This window comes from Pedobacter jeongneungensis (genome assembly GCF_000633455.1).
GTDB lineage: Bacteria > Bacteroidota > Bacteroidia > Sphingobacteriales > Sphingobacteriaceae > Pedobacter > Pedobacter jeongneungensis_A.
The window spans coordinates 53,021-71,784 of the sequence record NZ_AYMG01000016.1 but is presented as its reverse complement, the minus strand read 5'-3'; the positions used below and the strand labels follow the sequence as shown (position 1 = coordinate 71,784).

At 41.9% G+C, this 18,764-nt stretch carries 18 protein-coding genes and 2 pseudogenes; 10 read left to right on the top strand and 10 right to left on the bottom strand.

Annotated features, from left to right (window positions below; translation table 11 throughout):
- The first annotated feature begins 50 nt into the window (after nucleotides 1–50).
- From U859_RS0115515 to U859_RS0115505, 3 genes are all read left to right on the top strand, one after another.
- Nucleotides 51–404 (top strand): VOC family protein, encoded by a 354-nt coding sequence (locus tag U859_RS0115515; protein ID WP_240183060.1) that lies wholly within the window; start codon nucleotides 51–53, stop codon nucleotides 402–404.
- 58 nt (nucleotides 405–462) lie between these two features.
- Nucleotides 463–1,500, top strand: a complete 1,038-nt coding sequence (locus tag U859_RS0115510; RefSeq protein ID WP_025144263.1) for a zinc-dependent alcohol dehydrogenase family protein — start codon at nucleotides 463–465, stop codon at nucleotides 1,498–1,500.
- A 742-nt stretch (nucleotides 1,501–2,242) separates the two neighbouring features.
- The gene (locus U859_RS0115505) at nucleotides 2,243–3,142 is read left to right on the top strand and encodes an SDR family oxidoreductase (protein ID WP_025144262.1); all 900 of its coding nucleotides are present in this window, start codon (nucleotides 2,243–2,245) and stop codon (nucleotides 3,140–3,142) included.
- Nucleotides 3,143–3,197: 55 nt separating this feature from the next.
- Here U859_RS0115505 and U859_RS0115500 read toward each other — a convergent pair whose 3' ends face one another.
- The 8 genes and pseudogenes from U859_RS0115500 to U859_RS0115460 all read right to left on the bottom strand — a co-directional run bounded on the left by U859_RS0115500 (nucleotide 3,198) and on the right by U859_RS0115460 (nucleotide 10,913).
- On the bottom strand, nucleotides 3,198–3,959 hold the full coding sequence (locus U859_RS0115500) for an alpha/beta fold hydrolase (RefSeq protein WP_162799943.1): 762 nt from the start codon (nucleotides 3,957–3,959) through the stop codon (nucleotides 3,198–3,200).
- 6 nt (nucleotides 3,960–3,965) lie between these two features.
- On the bottom strand, nucleotides 3,966–4,787 hold the full coding sequence (locus U859_RS0115495; RefSeq protein ID WP_205314407.1) for an SDR family NAD(P)-dependent oxidoreductase: 822 nt from the start codon (nucleotides 4,785–4,787) through the stop codon (nucleotides 3,966–3,968).
- A 9-nt stretch (nucleotides 4,788–4,796) separates the two neighbouring features.
- Nucleotides 4,797–6,536, bottom strand: coding sequence for a glycoside hydrolase family 15 protein (locus U859_RS0115490; RefSeq protein WP_025144259.1), 1,740 nt, complete (start codon nucleotides 6,534–6,536; stop codon nucleotides 4,797–4,799).
- Between the two features lie 96 nt (nucleotides 6,537–6,632).
- Complete coding sequence (locus tag U859_RS32490) at nucleotides 6,633–6,755, bottom strand: hypothetical protein (protein WP_262496797.1); 123 nt, start codon at nucleotides 6,753–6,755, stop codon at nucleotides 6,633–6,635.
- Between the two features lie 320 nt (nucleotides 6,756–7,075).
- Nucleotides 7,076–7,831 (bottom strand): annotated as a pseudogene (locus U859_RS32220) (epoxide hydrolase family protein); the annotation flags it as partial.
- 417 nt (nucleotides 7,832–8,248) lie between these two features.
- Entirely contained in the window at nucleotides 8,249–9,631 is a 1,383-nt protein-coding gene (locus U859_RS0115475) for a hypothetical protein (protein WP_162799942.1), read from the bottom strand.
- A 158-nt stretch (nucleotides 9,632–9,789) separates the two neighbouring features.
- Nucleotides 9,790–10,131, bottom strand: coding sequence for a hypothetical protein (locus U859_RS32385; protein ID WP_025144257.1), 342 nt, complete (start codon nucleotides 10,129–10,131; stop codon nucleotides 9,790–9,792).
- A gap of 380 nt (nucleotides 10,132–10,511) precedes the next feature.
- Complete coding sequence (locus U859_RS0115460) at nucleotides 10,512–10,913, bottom strand: DUF5655 domain-containing protein (RefSeq protein ID WP_025144256.1); 402 nt, start codon at nucleotides 10,911–10,913, stop codon at nucleotides 10,512–10,514.
- Nucleotides 10,914–11,030: 117 nt separating this feature from the next.
- Here U859_RS0115460 and U859_RS0115455 point away from each other — a divergent pair, with 117 nt between their 5' ends.
- A complete protein-coding gene (locus tag U859_RS0115455; protein WP_025144255.1) occupies nucleotides 11,031–11,279 on the top strand; it encodes a DUF3253 domain-containing protein in 249 nt (82 codons plus the stop codon).
- A 489-nt stretch (nucleotides 11,280–11,768) separates the two neighbouring features.
- Here the strand turns inward: U859_RS0115455 and U859_RS0115450 are convergent, their stop codons facing one another.
- Nucleotides 11,769–12,665, bottom strand: a complete 897-nt coding sequence (locus U859_RS0115450) for a helix-turn-helix domain-containing protein (RefSeq protein ID WP_025144254.1) — start codon at nucleotides 12,663–12,665, stop codon at nucleotides 11,769–11,771.
- Nucleotides 12,666–12,851: 186 nt separating this feature from the next.
- Here U859_RS0115450 and U859_RS30470 point away from each other — a divergent pair, with 186 nt between their 5' ends.
- From U859_RS30470 to U859_RS30465, 6 genes and pseudogenes are all read left to right on the top strand, one after another.
- Nucleotides 12,852–13,205 (top strand): hypothetical protein, encoded by a 354-nt coding sequence (locus U859_RS30470; RefSeq protein WP_205314405.1) that lies wholly within the window; start codon nucleotides 12,852–12,854, stop codon nucleotides 13,203–13,205.
- A 157-nt stretch (nucleotides 13,206–13,362) separates the two neighbouring features.
- The gene (locus U859_RS0115440; RefSeq protein ID WP_025144253.1) at nucleotides 13,363–14,415 is read left to right on the top strand and encodes a carboxymuconolactone decarboxylase family protein; all 1,053 of its coding nucleotides are present in this window, start codon (nucleotides 13,363–13,365) and stop codon (nucleotides 14,413–14,415) included.
- Between the two features lie 554 nt (nucleotides 14,416–14,969).
- A complete protein-coding gene (locus tag U859_RS0115435; RefSeq protein ID WP_025144252.1) occupies nucleotides 14,970–15,560 on the top strand; it encodes a TetR/AcrR family transcriptional regulator in 591 nt (196 codons plus the stop codon).
- Nucleotides 15,561–15,603: 43 nt separating this feature from the next.
- Entirely contained in the window at nucleotides 15,604–16,371 is a 768-nt protein-coding gene (locus U859_RS0115430) for an SDR family oxidoreductase (protein ID WP_025144251.1), read from the top strand.
- A gap of 109 nt (nucleotides 16,372–16,480) precedes the next feature.
- Nucleotides 16,481–16,699 (top strand): annotated as a pseudogene (locus U859_RS32655) (alcohol dehydrogenase catalytic domain-containing protein); the annotation flags it as partial.
- Nucleotides 16,700–16,723: 24 nt separating this feature from the next.
- Nucleotides 16,724–17,371 (top strand): NADP-dependent oxidoreductase, encoded by a 648-nt coding sequence (locus tag U859_RS30465; RefSeq protein WP_410477226.1) that lies wholly within the window; start codon nucleotides 16,724–16,726, stop codon nucleotides 17,369–17,371.
- 170 nt (nucleotides 17,372–17,541) lie between these two features.
- On the opposite strand, the gene U859_RS0115420 is transcribed toward U859_RS30465, so the two are convergent.
- Nucleotides 17,542–18,735, bottom strand: a complete 1,194-nt coding sequence (locus U859_RS0115420; protein ID WP_025144250.1) for a winged helix-turn-helix domain-containing protein — start codon at nucleotides 18,733–18,735, stop codon at nucleotides 17,542–17,544.
- Nucleotides 18,736–18,764: the final 29 nt, after the last annotated feature.

Sequence of the window (18,764 nt, the reverse complement as noted above, 5' to 3'; positions counted from 1 at the left end):
TCAATGTGAAAAAATAGAGTCTAGCTTTTTTAAATAAAACTTTAAGAATTATGAATGTCATCAATAACTATGATAACTTTTTTTTGCCAACGGAGAATCTTGAGGAGGCGAAGGAGTTCTATAACATTACACTTGGGCTAGATATAAAGTTTGATTTCGCCGATAAAGGGATGACCGCATTTAAAATTGGTAATAATGAACCTGCTATCATTGTCAGTGCGGTAGAAAATGCTAAGCCAGCAATCTGGTTTACGGTTGACGATGTCCAAAAAGCCTTCCAAACACTAAAATCCAAAGGAGTTACATTTTTAAGTGAACCTTTTGATATCATGACCGGTCTTGCTGTGGAATTTACCGATCCGTCTGGAAATAGGTTGGGACTGACTGATTACTCTAAAAGCTGAGTAGCCATTTTGAAATACATTTAAAGTTAAACGATTAATAATAACCTAATTCATTTTTATGAAAGCATTAGTTTATCACGGTGATCATAATATTGCCTTGGAGGAAAAACCAAAGCCATCCCTGCAAAAAACCACTGACGCGATCGTCAAAGTGCTCAAAACTACTATATGTGGTACGGATTTGGGAATATACAAGGGCAAAAACCCTTACATGAGAGACGGGATTATTTTGGGGCATGAAGGAGTAGGTGTTATTGAGGAAGTTGGAAGTAGTGTCTCTGAATTTGAAGTTGGTGATAAGGTTATCATTTCCTGTATAACTTCCTGTGGAAGTTGTGAATATTGCAAAAAACAATTATATGCACATTGTAAAGATGGAGGGTGGATTTTGGGACATATGATCGATGGTGTCCAGGCAGAATATGTTCGGATTCCTTATGCTGACAACAGTTTGTATAAAATACCTTCAATCATTGAAGACGATATAGCGGTAATGATTAGCGACATACTTCCAACTGGCCATGAAATTGGGGTGCAATATGGCAATGTAAAGCCGGGAGATGCAATAGCGATTTTAGGAGCCGGACCAGTTGGAATGTCGGTATTGCTAACTGCCCAATTTTATTCGCCGGCTGTTATTATCATGATAGATCTGGACGAAAATCGATTAGAATTGGCAAAACAATTAGGGGCAACGCATACCATCAATTCCGCTAGTGAAAACTTAAGTAGCCAGATAAAAAACATTGTAGGCGAGGAGGGAGTAGATGTGGCCATTGAAGCAGTTGGCATTCCACAAACCTGGGATATTTGCCAGCAGATAGTAAAGCCTGGAGGACATATTGCCAATGTAGGGGTTCATGGCAAAAAAGTAGATTTTCAGATCCAGGAATTATGGATCAAAAATTTAACGATCACTACAGGGTTAGTTAATACCAATACTACACCTATGCTCCTGAAGGCAGTTTCTACTAATAAATTGCCTCTGGATAAACTGATAACGCATCATTTTAAATTAAGCGAGATTATGGATGCATATGGTGTTTTCATGAACGCTGCAAAGGAGAATGCCATGAAAGTTATTATCAGTACATAAGGTTGATGATTTAAGAAGGCTGATTTGAGACAGCCTTTTTACATGTCTTCTTTCAATTAAAAAAACCGGCCAATTTGAAAGTTTCCTGGTTAGCCTGCTAAGTTTAATTTAAAAATCGAATTCTGGAGACTTTTTGCATGATACGGCGAGCTATTTTTGATCTTTTACGTAAAAAAAATCCTTCGTATAGTTAAGCTTTATGTCTCCGGATCTTAACATCGAACCGGAATAAATTACGCCAGACCGATGTTTTTTCGAAGAATTGAATTAGTCGATTTTTATGATATTTATTGGATAAACCAGAGTGAATTGCCCCCCGTCTCGCCAGAAATAAATTTGATGTAAAATTTTGCTTGTCAGTATTTTAGTGAATTGGCGGAAAGGGGGCAAATGAATCGGTTTGTGCAATCATACCACCCATCGGAATAGAAACTAAATTTTAAGAAATTCCAGTGTTTTAATTTCAACAACGCGAAACCCTGGTGTAAAGTAGGTTTCAGAACATCTCCCTTGCACATAAAAAAAAGGTCAGGGTATGAGTCAGGATTATCCATAATCAGTCAGTAATACTCCATTAAGTTGCCCGGTTAACGGGCTTAAAACCTTTGGTTGTCAATTCCAGGGAACAAAATTCTTTAACAGATGTTCTTAAAGAGCCATTTATGGTGTAGATTAAAATAACCATCCAGGCTTCCTGGCCCGAAACCTGGACGGATTGCTAAAGGCCCAAAAAATACGACCTATGTCAGAAACAATGAAAAAAACACTAGAGAGTCCAAGAACCAAATATCCTCAACCGCCATTTCCAAAGCAACCGCAAGATGTTCCCGGACTTGCTTCCAAAATGGATCCTATTCCCGATCACGGGGAGAAGAGTTATAAAGGCAGCGGACGGCTAACAGGCAGAAAAGCACTCATCACCGGAGGAGATTCTGGAATAGGAAGAGCCGCAGCCATTGCTTATGCACGCGAAGGCGCCGATGTGGTGATCAACTACCTGCCACAGGAACAATCAGATGCAGACGAAGTTTTAGCATTGATCAAAGCAGAAGGCAGACAGGGATTTGGGATCCCGGGAGATATCACAATTGAATCTTTTTGTGAGGAACTCGTTAGCCAGGCAGTGGAAAAACTGGGCGGGCTGGACATTCTGGTTAACAATGCAGGCCATCAACAAGCCATCGAATCGCTGTCGGATATTTCCTCCTCAGACTTCGACACCACCTTTAAAACCAATGTTTATGCACCGTTCTGGATCACCAAGGCGGCGTTGCCCCATTTACCAGAAGGATCGGTCATCATTGCCACCAGTTCGGTTCAGGCTTATGACCCATCGGAAAATCTGTTTGACTATGCCCAGACCAAGGCTGCTAATGTTGCTTTCGTTAAATCACTCGCCAAACAGCTTGGTCCAAAAGGAATCCGTGTAAATGGCGTAGCTCCGGGGCCAGTTTGGACGCCTTTGCAAACCAGCGGTGGTCAGCCCCAGGAAGCGATCGTAAAATTTGGGGAAGTCACTCCGTTAGGTCGCCCCGGACAACCGGCCGAGCTGGCTTCCATTTATGTACAGCTGGCAGATTCAGATGCCAGTTATGCCACCGGTCAGATCTATGGTGCTGCCGGAGGAAATGGTCATCCTTAAAAAAAAATAAAGTTCTAAACTAAAAATTCCCGGCCCGAGGCCAGGAATTTTTAGTTTAAGATAAATCTAAGGTACATATCTTTCGGATCTGTTCGGAAAGCCATTGCGGATCTTCCAGCGGAATGAGGTGTCCGCTTGTTGGGTGCACAATGCACGGGGTATTTATGGGGAGGTTTGGAAGCGTATATTGATCAGACATTTCCATGGTAATAGCAGGGTCTCCCGCTGCGAGCAAAACATGAATGGGCAGGCTTAGCGCCTTGGCTGAATCGGCAATGGAATGATGAATGCCCTGTTCGATCCACCATTTTCGGGTAGCGGATTCAACTTGCTGAGGACTTGCAATAGCAGTATCCATCTCGGCCTTTCCCAGTTTTAGGCAAATAGCTTCCTCTACCGATTTTTTAGCCGCAATCTCATCTGGATCTTCTTTCATTTTCTCTTCTTTCGATTTGCTCATCCGCTCTACACTAGGGGGTGAGGGGGTAACCAGAATCAGCGACTCAATTAAATCCCCCTCATCGGTTGCGGCACATTGCAGGGCTAGTTTTCCACCCATGGAATGTCCGATTAAGGTACAGTTTGTGCATCCTGAAGCTTTAATCTCCTGTAGGATATAATCCGAAAAATTTTCGATTGAGGGTAAGGAAAGGCCAGGGCTGCCACCAAATCCCGGGAGATTAATCGCCAAACAAATAAATTCAGGTTCGAGCGCTGTAATAACCCATTGCCAACTCGCTTTTGATCCGCCAAAGTAATGCAAAAAAACCAGGACGGGCTTTGAAGTCCTTGCTTGTTTACCCGTTTGCGAGACCATAGCCATTTAAAATGCCGACTCTACTGCACCTCCGTCTACCCGGTAATTGCTGCCATTTACAAAGCTGGCTAGTTCCGAGGAAAGGAAGGCAATGACCTGCGCCACTTCTTCCGGCTTACCACGTCTGCCCACTGCCAGATTGGGGCGCTTGTTTTCTAAGAACCACTCAATGGCTTTTTCACGTGTTGTTCCTTGCTGCTCCGCCAGCTCATCCATCATGGCATCGGTCATTGGGGTTGCAATAAACGCAGGCGATACGGTATTAAACAGTATACCATCTTTCGAATAAGATCGGGATAGGCATTTCGACAAGTTGATAATCCCTGCCTTGCAGGCATTGTAGGGAGATTCTTCCTCATAAGGCTGATAAGCATTTTCTGAGGCAATCAGCACCACCCGTCCCCATCTGTTTTCCTGTAAGTGCGGAATAAAGGCACGGCAAAGCCTAACTGCACCCAGCAAATCTACTTCGATAGTTTGCTGCCAGTCCTCATCGGTTAAACTCAGAAAATCTCCGGCTGCACCTCTTGCACCTGCACAGTTGATGATGATATGAGCAGCGCCCCAACTGGCTTTTATTTCTTGGGCGAAATTGACCACACTGTCATTTTTAGACAGGTCTACGCTTAAGGTAAGCAATTCTGCCTGGGGGCTGTGATTTTTAATTGTTGCAGCAGCACTTTCAAGTTTATCCAGTTCCAGATCAGCCAGCACAATTCTTGCCCCGGCATCAGCGAGGATTTTTGCTGTTTCCAGTCCAATGCCCGAATCTCCACCGGTAATCACTGCTATTTTTCCATTGATGTTTAAGTCCATATGTTTTGTCATTTTGTAGACTTATAGTTTTACGATACTTTCTTTTCCATTTAGGGCAAGCTTATAACCATTCACTGCACAGATTAACGAGGAATGCACAAAGGTCTGTGGGAAATTGCCCAGCAGCTCTCCGGTAATTGTATTGGCCTCCTCCGATAAAAATCCGAGGTCGTTACTCAAAGCCAAAACCGCATCAAGAATACTTTTGGATTTGGGCAGGTTTCCGGCCAGTGCATAGTAATGTGCCATCCAGCAGCTCCCCGCCAAAAACACGCCTTCCCTTGATGAATCGAACTCAAGCAGGTGCCGTCTGTAAAGCTCACCTTCAGCATATCCTTTCTCGATTTCCAGGATAGTACTTTTCATCGCCAGACTATCCGGTTTGTCAAAACCAAAGGGGACGTACAAGGCCGCGGTGAGGTCGACATCCTGCGAGCCGGCATGCACGGCATAAGCACCTTTCGCTGTTATACAATTTTCGTTAATGTAGTTGCGGATCATCGCCGCGTTAGCTAACCAGCGTTCGGCGATAGCCTTATCTTTTTGATAGGGAGCGATTAGTTCCAATCCCCGGGCAGCAAAAGCCTTGCTCGAGGTGTAGTGCTGTTGTTGCTCTTCCTCCCAAATCCCATTATCCTTATTTTCCCAATGTTTGCAGATAAAATCCGCAATGCCGCCCACCACATCCCAGTGGCTTACCTTTCCTGATTTTTGATAGATCAGGCTACAGGTAATGAGTATATTGGCCTCTGCATCTAACTGGAATTGCTCAGCAGCCGAATTTCCAATCTGTACAGGGCGGCTTTCCAGGTAGCCGGAAAGATCCAGCTCCCGGATCGTTGGTGATACCGTATTCTGGTCGATACTATAAAAGCAGGACACATGTTGCTGGCCATTTTTTTTCATCGCTCCTGCAATAAAAGCGAGGAATTTTTCTTCCAGTTCCCCTGTGGTGATAATCTGGGTAAGCGAGGAGGTGATAAGTGCCGCGTCTCGCATCCACACATAACGGTAATCATAATTCCGCTCACCACCAATCTCTTCGGGCAGGGAAGTCGTTGCCGCGGCAATAATTCCCCCTGTTGGTTCGTAAACCATCTGTTGCAGCGCCCGAAGCGAATAACGCACCTGGTTTTCGTAAGGGCCGTGGTAATCGACCAGCGACTCAACCTTTGCCCAGTTGTTTAGCGTTACTCTGAGTAAGTCTGCGATCTGATTTTGATCAAATGTATTTGTATCCGTCAGGTAAGCCCAACCATCTGCACCTGCTTCGATTTCGAAAGAGATGAGCTCACCATTAACACTTAATGCATGGCTACAATGCAGGTAAAGATCAAGGCTTGGAAAAAATAGTTTTGTGTTACCGAGTTGCTGGCATTCCTGTTCTTCCAAGCCATAATCTCCACGAAGCTTCAGGGTGTTATAGAGCGTTGAGGGCACTGGTGAAAAGAGCCTTAATATGCCTTTGCTTAAAGTGCCCAGAGGCATCAGGTCGGTAATGGTAAGCCCTTTACCACCCATTGCATAATAAGTTCGAAGGATGCTGCTGCGGTCTTGATATTGCCTGTCGAGAAAGATCAAATTATCTGCATTTACCTGCCAAAAGCCACCTTTTTCGGCATCAAGCAGGGAAGAGATTACTGCTGGCGCATCAAACCGTTTGGGGGTATACCAGTGGATCGTAGCATCTTTTGCCACTAATGCACAGCCATGGCGATCGCTGATTACACCCAAATCTGCAATTGCGGGTTGTTTTAACATACCGTTATCGCTCCCTCAACTTCTGCAGGATAATACCATTTGTAACCGATTATAGTAACAGGTTGCGCAAAAAGGGACTGGTCACTGGTGAGATATTTATTTAGATGAGCTGATTTGATTTTGTTCATCTTTATTAAACAGGTTCCAAATGGTTTTGTTCTGCAAAGAAAGTGTTCCCTTAAACCCCAGGTCTCTAAAACTTACCAGTGCAGCGCTCATGCCTAAAATGTTGCCTGACCCGATTTTCGCTTTACTGTATTCTTTCTATATATCATAAACCGTATTTACAAATTTTCGTATATCCTCCAAAAAGAGTTTAGGTTCCTCCAAAGCTGCGAAATGTCCTCCGGATGGCAGGTCTGTCCAGTGAACAATTTTGTATATCCTTTCCAAAAAAGTCCGAGGCGTGGGGATAAAGACAGGATCGGGAAACGCAGCTACACCAATTGGCAAATCGATGAAGGTTCCTGGAGGAAATACACTTGAACCCTCCAATCTTTTTCCCAAATATATCCAGATGGAAGTTACCTGAGCCGAGTTTACAAGGTACAGCATGATATTGTCCAGGAGTTGTTCTTCCGAAAATTTTCCCATATATCAGGGCTGCCGTCGTTTTTCTTTAGAAGGTCTGTCCATTTCCCAAATTTCTCCAAGATCCATCCCGCTAGTCCCACCGGACTATCTGCCATGGCTACCCCAAGTGTTTGAGGCCTGGTTTCCTGCTCATGGTTGTACCCGGTTTCCCAATCCAGAATTTCCTCACGCCTAAAGAATACTTCCTTTTCTTCCAATAAATTGGCTTGGATATCGCTTGGATAGATTGCAGCCATATTGATATGAATTCCCATCAATCCTATAGGTTGGTGATATGCCATCCAACTGGCGATGTGGGCACCCCAATCTCCTCCCTGAACAATGTAATCCTCATCTTTAAATAACAGTCTCATTAATTTTGCAAATAATTCCGCTGCCCGACGTGGTCCAATTACGCCAGAGATGGGTTTGGAAAAGGCAAACCCTGGAAGAGAGGGTACAATGACATCATGCCCATCGCTGACAAGGTGCTGTGGAATGTTTCCAGACTCCAAAAAAGAACCTGGCCATCCGTGCAACAGTGAAATAGCGGGCTTGCTTCCAGTGCTCCTATAGTGCACAAAATGAATGGTTTCACCTTCAATGTTGGCTAAAAAGTTCGGTAACTGGTTGATTCGCTGCGCTGTTTTGTTCCAGTCGTAAGATTGGATCCAATAATCTGTAAGCCGCTTGAGGTCCTTGATAACTACGCCTGCTTCCCAGCCCCCACATCGGGTAGGATGCTCGAATCGAAATTTCTGACTTTAGCATCTATGGATGCCAACTTGTTCTCATCAACATCTATTTGGTAAGGCTCGATTTTAAATTCTTCCATAGAGATAAAATGAAATAGCTGAAAAATAGTTTTGCTAATTTGATTTTTCCATATGCGTTTCTATGATTGGCCATAAATGTATTGCCTGGCTGCTGGCATGTCCAATCAATATGCGGCCAAATCAGCAACCTCCCATAACAGCTTTCAGCTCAGTAAGGATTTTCGCTCATATTCCTGTTTAATTGTCGTGGGAAAAGCATTGACCGCAAACTTCGGGGGCTCGATCAAAAACACCTGAAAGAATAATCGGGCAGAAGAGTAAAAGAAACGCGGAAAGATCAGTGAAAACTAAACACCTCAGGCATTATGATTTATCTCCGAGCAGTTTTGCAGGAAGTACCTCAGCATCCTCCAGTCCGAGTACCTCCAGTTCAAAACTTGTCCATTCTTTTTCAGAGAGGCCCGATTCCCTGGCCATCTTGCCCAAAAAGGCATAATCGGTCCGCTCACCAGCATGTCTGATCATGGTAGTCAGGAATTTGTAGGTTCGTTTCTCCCCGAAGCGCTGCTCAAAGGCAAGCAGGATCAGCGGGCCATAACTGTAGCGGTATGCATCGTCAATCTGTTCAGCCCTGGTAATTTTGGATAAAGGAACTATTTTTTTATCCTTAAGCAGTTTCTGCTTGTTTTTAATGTAAGCGATTGTTGAATCTTTTCCGTACTCAGCGGCCGCGGCTTTAACCGACAAATATTCCGCAGGGGATTCCAATAGAAAAAGCCACATCGTAGAATTAGGGGAGAGCAGGTGCCCGAAGTAATAATGCCCCAGTTCATGGGCGTAAAAGGAATACTTTAAGATGTGGTTGAATTTACCGGTCTCCTTGACGATTTCCCCTTTGAACTGTCCGCCAGCCACTGCAATGCTCGGAAAAGTCACAAATCCCCAGGAACGGTTGGGACCAAAGGGCTCAATCGCCTTATGCTGAATAAAGGTGATTTTCTGTGAGTAAGGAATACCGAGCTTGCCTGCATAAAAATCTTTAATGCCCAAAATCTGGCTGTCAAATTGCCCGGCCACCTCCGCTGGGATCTCCGCATTTAAAAAATCACTCCCGGCGAAAGCCTGCTGCTGGTAATCCCCGGTAAAAAGCAAGAGTTCAAATGGTCTTTCGCTATTAAATCTGGCCAGTGGACCCGCCTGTGGCGTAGACCCATTCAAATATATCGTCTTGCAATCCTGGCAGTCAATGGTGATGTCATAAGCCAGTGAGGTGATTTCCCGGTCTGCCTTCACATCATAGATGACCGGATACCATTTGCTCTGCTCAGAAGCCCTCAGGGTTTTGCCGTTGAAGGCAATCACCCCCTTATAATCAAAAAAGCTGAGGGTATCCTGATAGACCGGAAAAGCGCCGGAGTAGTTAATCTTAAGCTTCTCAGGCAGGGGGATATAATTTTTGCCGTTATGGATGCGGTACTTGAGTACATCATCACCCGGGCTATCATTATAGCGAAGCACGCCAGTACTGTCCCTAAAGAATTTCATGTTCATTCCCCTGTTGAGCAAAATCCTGAAGCCTGTATCCAGTTTAGGCAGGTTCGAAAGTTCAAGGTCTGCCATTACAAGCCCCTGGCCCATATTGATGGTGATTTTGCCGCTGATTTTAGCTGGCGTAACTTGAGCAAAAGCAAGAACAGAAGAAAACAAAACTAAGGAGTTCAGTATAAAACGTAGGGGAAAGGGCATGAGCGTGATGATTTAAATGAACGCCTAAACTATTATTTATTCCTGTCCTTTTACGTAAAAACAATCAAAAGGTATATAAATGTTACCTCTAATTAAGCTGACTGACTCATCTGCAAAGCCATTATTCCAAGCACCGGAAACCGGTGAATTGAGTTCCATCAAAACTTTTCCAATGCTGCTTTTAAACGCCGGTACGCTTTGCGACCAAGGGGATTGAGTTCCACCAGTACCACCCCGTATGCCGCCCGGTAGCCATAGATTGCCGCCCCTTCAGAAACAGTCATCACTTTCAAATCCTTTACCTGTCCCAACTTTACCAGACTGTCCGCCTGGACCGGCCTCATCCGGTAATGCCGGTTATGAATGATTGTCAGATAAAGCATTTCAGGCTTGGTTACCGTTGCAAAGCTAGGCGGAAGACCTTTACGCTCCTGGGCATTCACACCAAAAAAAAGACAACAGATCAGCACAACAACCATTAGCAATGGCAAAAATTTCATAGGTTTTTTTTATTAATGATGCCAAAGTTCACCTGAATCCATAAGTGAATTATCATTTGATCCAAAAATACATTTGCTGACGAATCTCACATCATCATATGAAAAACCCTCGCATGCCAGATAAAGAAGCTAGTTCTCTATTATAATTCACATCATAATGTGTTGGTAGCAGGAAACGATTAACAACTTAGCATTAATGGAACTCAAGGCCAATCCAGTAACTTAAGTTTAAAATTAATAGAAGAATAACAAAACAAAGCGCCCGGCAGCCCAAATCCCGTCTTCAGTCTGCCCGCTATCAGCTTCGAAACGCATAGGACCGGGCCATGTCAAATCAGCTCGTATTGAACTCATCAGGAAGGCTAAATGATAAACTAGGCCTATTGAAGTTCGTAGGACTCCCGAAGATAAACAAACAGCCCCGGGCGGACCTCTTCCGCACTGGAGATCCGGATATGGTTCTCAAATTTTTTGCCTGAAGGAATACTTTTAATAACAGGTTTTTCTGCATGTACTACCGCTGAATAGAATTTGATGTCCAGTTCCTTTTTCATTGGCCGGATAATCAAAAAACCAACCTTTTTGGTAAATACAATACAGTTTGGCGTTACCCCGATCAGTACATCCGGCCAGCCGGACACCTCGGCCAGAATTTTATCGAACGCCAACACCAGTTCAGCAGAACGCCCCAAAAACAAACTGTCCAAATCTACCCGCTGGCAATGGTGGCGGTAGTTATTCCAAGGCAGTTCACGGTCACAATTCGGGCAGGTCCAGCTCATTATCTTTTTTTAGTAATCACAGCGAAAATGATGCCGAGCTCAGAAAAATAGAATCCCAAAGCATATGAGCATTCACCGTTCGTTAAATCAATCCAGTGGGAATTTTGTTGTCAGTAAATGGATCTACAGCCAAACATCAAAGCCGCCATACTCAAGGAAGCTGCACTTCGCGGACCGGAAAAAAGCACCTGCCCTTCAGAAATTGCTAGAAAATTATTTCCAGGCCACTGGCGGGCACAGGTGGCAATCATTCGGGAAGGCGCCATTGCCCATCAAAAACAGGGCTTGGGCCTCATCACCCAAAAGGCAATGCCCATAGACACTGGGAACATCAAAGGGGCCATCCGGAACAAAACTCTGATATAAGAGCAGAAAAATATTCAAACATAATCTACAGGTATCGCATCCTTTATCTGTCTAGCCTGAATCTGAGCGCCGATTTGTCCTGCGACCGATCTTCTTCATCAAGTCTTTTCAGATCTCAAAGGAATGCGGTCATACAAAAAATGTCACTATCCTGCCAAAAAGTATAGTTCTTTTTTTGTTGCCTTGCGGTGCTCCCGCAAGGCAAATTTATCAACTATTCTATAAATCCTTTACTCCTTAAATCTTGAATAATTGGTTCTAAAACGGTGCAGAGCTCGTCTAGCTGTGTAAAGTAATCTTTCTTCGGGGTACAGCCGGATTTTGAATTCTTCGAAGTCCGGTTTTTTTATGCGAAAATCTTTATTTTTTGCTATTTCAGCCTTGTTTAACTTTATAAAGAATTACAACGTTCCCTTTCCTTGCATTTTGCTATGTGAGAAGATTAATGTAAATAGAACGGAGCTGTGAAACTCGTGGTTCCTCACGTATTTAATTCAAGTTCCTATACTCAAGGGGTGTCATTCCTGTCCTTTGTTTGAAAAGGCGGGTAAAGTGTTGTTGGTATTTGAAGCCGAGATCGGAGGAGATAGTATTTATAGATTTTCTAGGATCAAATATCTTGTTTTTTGCTTCTTCGATGATCCTTGATTGGATGTAGTTCAATGCAGTATTCCCAGTTTCCTTCTTAATCAGGTCTCCAAAGTAATTTGGCGACAAATGCAGTTGATCGGCGCACCAGGCAACATTTGGCAAGCCCAAACTGTGAGGCAGGTCAGATTTGAAGTAGCCGTTTAATAGGTTTTCGAACCGTACAAGCACATCGTTATTAACATTGGTGCGAGTGATAAACTGACGGTCGTAGAAACGCATACAATAGTTAAGAAAAAGCTCAATATTTGATACAATTAGTGTCTTGCTGTGTTTGTCGATATTGGAGTCGATTTCAGATGCGATCTTTGCAAAGCAATCATTAATCGTTTCTCTTTCTTTTTTTGAAAGGTGGAGCGCTTCATTAACATCGTAGGAGAAAAATGAATAATCCTTAATGTGGTTGCCAAGATGGGTACCGACAATGAGATCGGGATGGAATACCAGCGCTTTACCTGATGGTTTGATGATTTCCCCTTTACTGTCTATCCCGTACACCTGGCCGGGTGCAATAAACACAAGGGTGCCATCTTCATAATCATACGGTTGACAGCCGTATCGCATATCCCCACATTTGATGTATTTCAGGAATACAGCATAGATGCCCATATATCTTTGAAATTGATGATAAGTTGGGATCTCATCAAAATCAACCACGCTTACCAATGGATGCAGCGTATTCACACCCATAGATTCGTTGTATTGCCTTACCGTATCAATCCTTTCTACGTCTTTCATAGTACAAACTTAATAAACCTAAACTATTGAGCACTAATGCCAATGCGATATCAGTAAAAGTGGTAAATAATACCGTAGTATGTATAACGCCGAAGCTAAGCATACTGGCGACATTTGTACTATTGACTTTTGTAGTTATATAAACGTTGAGGAACCGAAGCGTTGGAAACTGTCAATTAAATTAAAATGAATAAGAACCTTCAAAAAATATTAATCATTGTTTGCTATTTACTGGCAATGCTATCATGTAACAATAAAAAAACAGAAAAAATGAATATAGAAATTCCAAAAATCAGCGATTTCCCTCCTGGGGAAGAAAATGCGGGATTTGCGCAATATTTTACAGGCAGATCTTATCTGGCAACACTTACAACTAACAAGGATTTGAACGTTCCCCTTGCTAATATAACCTTTGAACCTGGCTGTAGAAATAATTGGCACAAGCACACTGGTGGACAGATTTTAATTGTAGTAGGGGGTGAAGGACTTTACCAGGAGAGAGGGAAACCTTCGCGACACCTGAAGTCGGTGATGTTGTAGAAATTGCAGCTAATGTGGAGCATTGGCATGGAGCAACGGCAAAAAGCTGGTTTTCACATTTAGGCATAACTTGTAATCCCACAATCAATGAAAACGTTTGGCTTGAACCTGTAACAGATGAAATTTTCAATGAAGCTAATGATCAAATTAAAAAATAATGGTAACAAAGAAGTGGAAATGGATGATGACGCTATTTGTCGTTTTTTTAACTACAACAATTATGAATGCACAGAGTAAAGATAGTTTAGATATTCAACAGCAAAGCCTGATAAAGATTTCTGCATTAACGGCTGTAGGAAAACTTGAACCGCTTAAAATCCAATTAAATAAGGGATTGGATAACGGGTTGACTATTAATGAAATAAAAGAGGAGTTGGTACAACTGTATGCTTATTGCGGTTTTCCACGAAGTTTAAATGCAATTAATACATTTAAGACTGTTGTTGAGGAAAGAAAAGCTAAAGGCATAAAGGATGTTGACGGCAAAAAAATCATCGTTATAAATACTCCTTCTGATAAATATGAACAAGGGAGAAAGATGCTGGAAGAACTTACCCGAACGGCACAATTAAAACCCGCACCGGGTTTTGGAGAGTTTGCGCCCCGGATAGATGCTTTTTTAAAGGAACATTTGTTTGCCGATATTTTTGTGAGTGATGTGCTGAGCTATCAGCAAAGAGAGCTGGTCACCATTGCTGCTTTGGCCTCGATACCGGGTGTTGATGGTCAATTGCAGTCCCATATCAACATGGGGAAAAATACAGGCATTACAGTGGCCCAACTGGAACAGCTTGCAAATCTGGTTGAAATACAAGTAAGCATTACCCAGGCAAACACGGTTAGACAACTAATTGGAAAACAGTTGGTTCCCCTAGTTAAACCAGAGATGATGGTACGCATTTCTGAGATCGAAATTTTGCCGGAATACCTCGAGGAGTATAATGCTATCCTAAAACAGGAGGCCACAGCATCGGTAAAACTGGAAGCAGGCGTCATTGCCATTTTCCCAATGTACCAAAAGGAAAACCCTACCCAGATCCGCATCATCGAAATGTATGCCGATAAAGCTGGCTACCAGTCGCACCTTAAAACTCCTCATTTCCTGCACTATAAGACGACTACGCTAAAAATGGTTAAATTGTTGAAATTGGTGGATATGGAGAGCTTGGACAGAGATGCCATGCTCGAAATATTCAAGAAATTGAATTAGGAATTGGTATAAATCGCCAATTATGTTCAAGGACTTTTTAAGGAATTTATCCTGAACTATCCATTGAGAACCGATAATAAATTTGTTAATATAGGCCAAGTTTTTGTTCTAAAATAGTCTTCTCAAGGTGTGGGAAATCTTGAGAAGCCATAAATTGCAGGAACTTTATATAAATTTTTTCCTTTCCAAATCCTCGATTATTTACTCAACAAGGAATAAAAAGGGGACTTATATGTTCAAAATATTCCTGCTGATCGGTACAATGCACTTTGAACATTTTAAAGTGCGTTTTTTTTTTGTCAAATCCATTTTTTAAGCTACTTCAGGCTTGTTCAAGGTATTGATGTTAGTGGTTCAATTTAATGAAGATGTAAGATGAGCTCAGCTTCGAATTATAGTTAAAATATTCCTGGTGAATTATTTTTAGCATTTAATTCGGGTTAATCTTTTGAATGACCATCATTGTCATCTTCCTGACATAATGGTAATAATATACTAAAATGTATATTTTATTAAACTTTTTAGTATATTTTTGTGTTGTAAAATTTATCAATATGCTTACTAAAGCTGAAAGAACAAAGCAATTTATCCTGGAAACAGCAGCTCCTATCTTTAATCAGAAAGGAATATCCGGTGCTAATATAGACGATGTGCTTGCTGCCACTAAACTGACTAAAGGATGCCTGTATGGTCATTTTGAAGGTAAAGAGGACCTTGCTTTACAGGTTGTAGATTTCATGCTGAGTAATAATGGCGAAAAAATGTTATCAACTATAGGCAAAAGAAAAACCGCAAAGGCTAAAGTGTTTGCTTTTCTTGATTTTTACAAGGATCCTTTAAATACCTACATGAAGGGTGGGTGCCCGATATTTAATGTCGCGGTTGAATCTGATGATAATTTTCCGGCCATAAGAGAAAAAATAGCCGGTGTTATCCGGAGTGGGCAGGAAATATTTGTTGGTATTTTAAATCAGGGCATTAAAGACGGCGAGTTTTCTGATAAACTTGATCCGGCTGTTTATGCATTTAAAGCTGTAGCTGCTGTTGAAGGTGCAGTGATCATGTGTAGGTCTATGAATACTGCAAAACCGATGGCGAGTTTAATCAAGAGCCTGAAAGTGGACTTAGAAAGTTATGTGATATAATTTTTTTAATATAAAATATACTAAAAAGTCTAAAACGGAAACAATGAAATTAAAAGGAAAAACGGTCTTGATCACGGGTGGCGCATCAGGTATTGGACTGGAAGCAGCCAAACAATTTTTAGCAATTGGTGCGAAAGTAATCATTACCGGAAGGAACGTGTCTAAACTGGATGCGGCTCAAAAAACATATCCGGCCCTAATAGCCATCCAAAGCGATGTTGGAAATGAAGCAGATGCACAAGCCCTTTTTAATAAAGTAAGAGAATTGGGCGGTATTGACATATTGTATAATAATGCTGCCGTGCTCGTTCCAGCTTCAAATCTGGGTTTAGCAAATAATAAACATCTTGAAGGTGCTGCCTACGAAATGGAAGTGAATTATCTGGGTGTAATAAGGCTGAATAATCTTTTTCTGGATATGCTTAAATCCAGAAATGAGGGAGCAATAATTAATACTACATCAATACTGAGTCAGGCTCCTTCTCTCATCGAGGCTACCTATTCTTCATCAAAAACGGCACTGGCCTTCTATACAATATCACTTCGTGAACACCTAAAAATCATTGATAGTAAAGTAAAAGTATTTGAACTGATACCACCACTTGTTGCTACAAAAATGACCGCCGACAGGAACGACAAAAAAATATCTCCCGAAGAAATGGTTAAAGGCCTGATCAACGGTTTACAAAGAGAATCATACACGATTAGAGTAGGCGATGCAAAAATATTTAACCTGATTAACAGGTTATTCCCAAAAATAGCGTTTGGATTGATTAATCCGAAGAAAAGCCATCAACTATTAAAAAATTAAAATGAAAGCATTTGTTATAAAAAAATATGCCAAAAAAGGTCTGCAGCTTGTAGAGATGCCGGTTCCGCAGGTTGGTAAAAATGATGTTTTGGTGTAGGTACACTCAGCTGGGGCTAATCTTCTGGATTCGAAAATTAAAACAGGAGAATTTAAATTAATATTACCCTATAAATTACCTCTGATTCTCGGACACGATGTAGCCGGGATTGTTACCCAAATAGGGAAAAATGTTACGAAATTTAAAGTTGGGGACGAAGTTTATTCCCGCCCGTCAGATTACCATATAGGAACTTTTGCAGAATATGTTTCTATACCTGAAGAAGATGTGGCACTTAAACCCAAAAACTTAACTATGGAGCAGGCAGCTTCAATTCCCCTGGTAGCACTTACAGCATGGCAGGCGCTGGTAGAAATGGCCAATCTGAAAAAAGGCCAGAAAGTATTTATCCAGGCTGGTTCAGGAGGGGTAGGTACCATGGCTATTCAGCTGGCGAAACATTTAGGTGCAGTGATTGCTACTACTGCAAGTGAAAAAAGTTTTGTAATGCTTAAGGATCTTGGAGCCGATGTGCTGGTTGATTACAAGAAGGAGGATTTCGAAAGCATCCTGAAAAATTATGATGTTGTCTTGAATAGTCAGGATAACAAAACACTTGAAAAATCACTTCGAATCTTAAGGCCTGGAGGAAAGGTAATTTCGATCTCTGGGCCACCTACACCTGATTTTGCCGAGGCAATTGGTGCCTCCTGGTTTGTTAAGCTTATTTTATCCCTGCTTAGTTCGGGTATCCGCAGAAAAGCACAGAAATTAAGTGTGCAATATTCTTTCCTTTTTATGAGGGCTGAAGGAAAACAGTTACAGGAGATTTCCAAACTAATTGAACAACATGTTATAAGGCCAGTTATAGATAAGGTCTTTCCTTTTGAACAAACCAATGAGGCACTGGAATATATAGAGAGTGGCCGTGCCAAAGGAAAGGTTGTTATTAAATTGAAATAAACAATATGAGCACCACATTTAAAAAATTTTTTGTGCTTTCAAATCTTCGATTATTGGCGCTATAGACACAATTAGTAATTTAAATGTTAAAGGATTTCTGCTGATGATATTTAATTGGGTTATATCCAAAAAATGAAAGGATTGTTTATAAAATGAGCAATCCTTTTTGTTTAATTACCAAATTCTCTACTAATCAATTTCAGCAAATCACTGTTATTCGATCTTTCAAAGGTAACATCCTGGCATTTATTGAACAGGATGAACTCTTTTAGATTACGGACAAACTTATCAATGATTTTTTCATCAATTTCAACAGGTTCAAAATGGATATTATGAATGATGAGTGTTTTTTGCTTACGGTTTGCTTTGGCATCCATTCTTGCAATAAATTTTTCTCCGGCAAGGATTGGGAGTGAGAAATAACCGAATTTTCGCTTTGGAGCCGGAACAAAACATTCTATCTGGTAATCAAAGTCGAAGAAATCCTTTAAACGGGCACGAAATACATTCAGCGTATCGAAAGGGGAAAGAATGAAAACCTCCTCTTCGATACTCACGTTAGTATCTGTATCGGAATGCATATATAATGGACCTTTTACTCCATCCACGACTACAGGGCTAACTTCGCCGGCCTGAACCATTTTCTCTAGTTCTTTTTTGACCAGATTTCCTTTTACGCGACGCGCACGCCAGGCCATTTCCTTTACCGAGGATATGCCCAGTGCGCCAAGTGTGCGGTTGATGATATAACGTGCATATGCCTCATCTGTTGGCATGGTCTGATCAGTATCCTGAGGCACCAGATCTAAAGGCAGATGATAAACTTTCTGAAAGGCACTATTGCGGCTGATCATCAGTTTGCCCTCCAGGTAAAGTCTTTCGAGCGCCACCTTTGCCGGGCGCCAATCCCACCAACCCGAACTGGCCTCTACACGGTCGTTCTCAAAATCGCCGACCATTACCGATCCATCGCGCTCCACGCCATCTAAAATCTGATTCATCAAGTCCGATTCTCTTTTTTTGAGGGAAGTGCCCTTTGTTTCAAATGCCTTTTTAACCGGTAATGAAAAGCGGAAATCGTGCATGGGCAGAAATCCTGCATCAGAGGTGAAATATTCGAAAATATCACCATTATCACCAAGTTCTGCGAGCCATTCTGTTTGATAATCAGGCACACGGGCAAATATGGCATGATGGTGTGCACGTTCTACCACATAATTGGTATCTAACTGTACATATCCTAAATGATCAATCACCCTGTAAACTGCATTTATTCCTGTTCCAAACGGTGCTTTTTTTGAGAGTCCTGCTGCGTGTATAATGATTTTCCGTGCCTGCGATCTGTTCAGTACAATAGGTTCCATAACACTAATATATCGATCATTTACGTTGC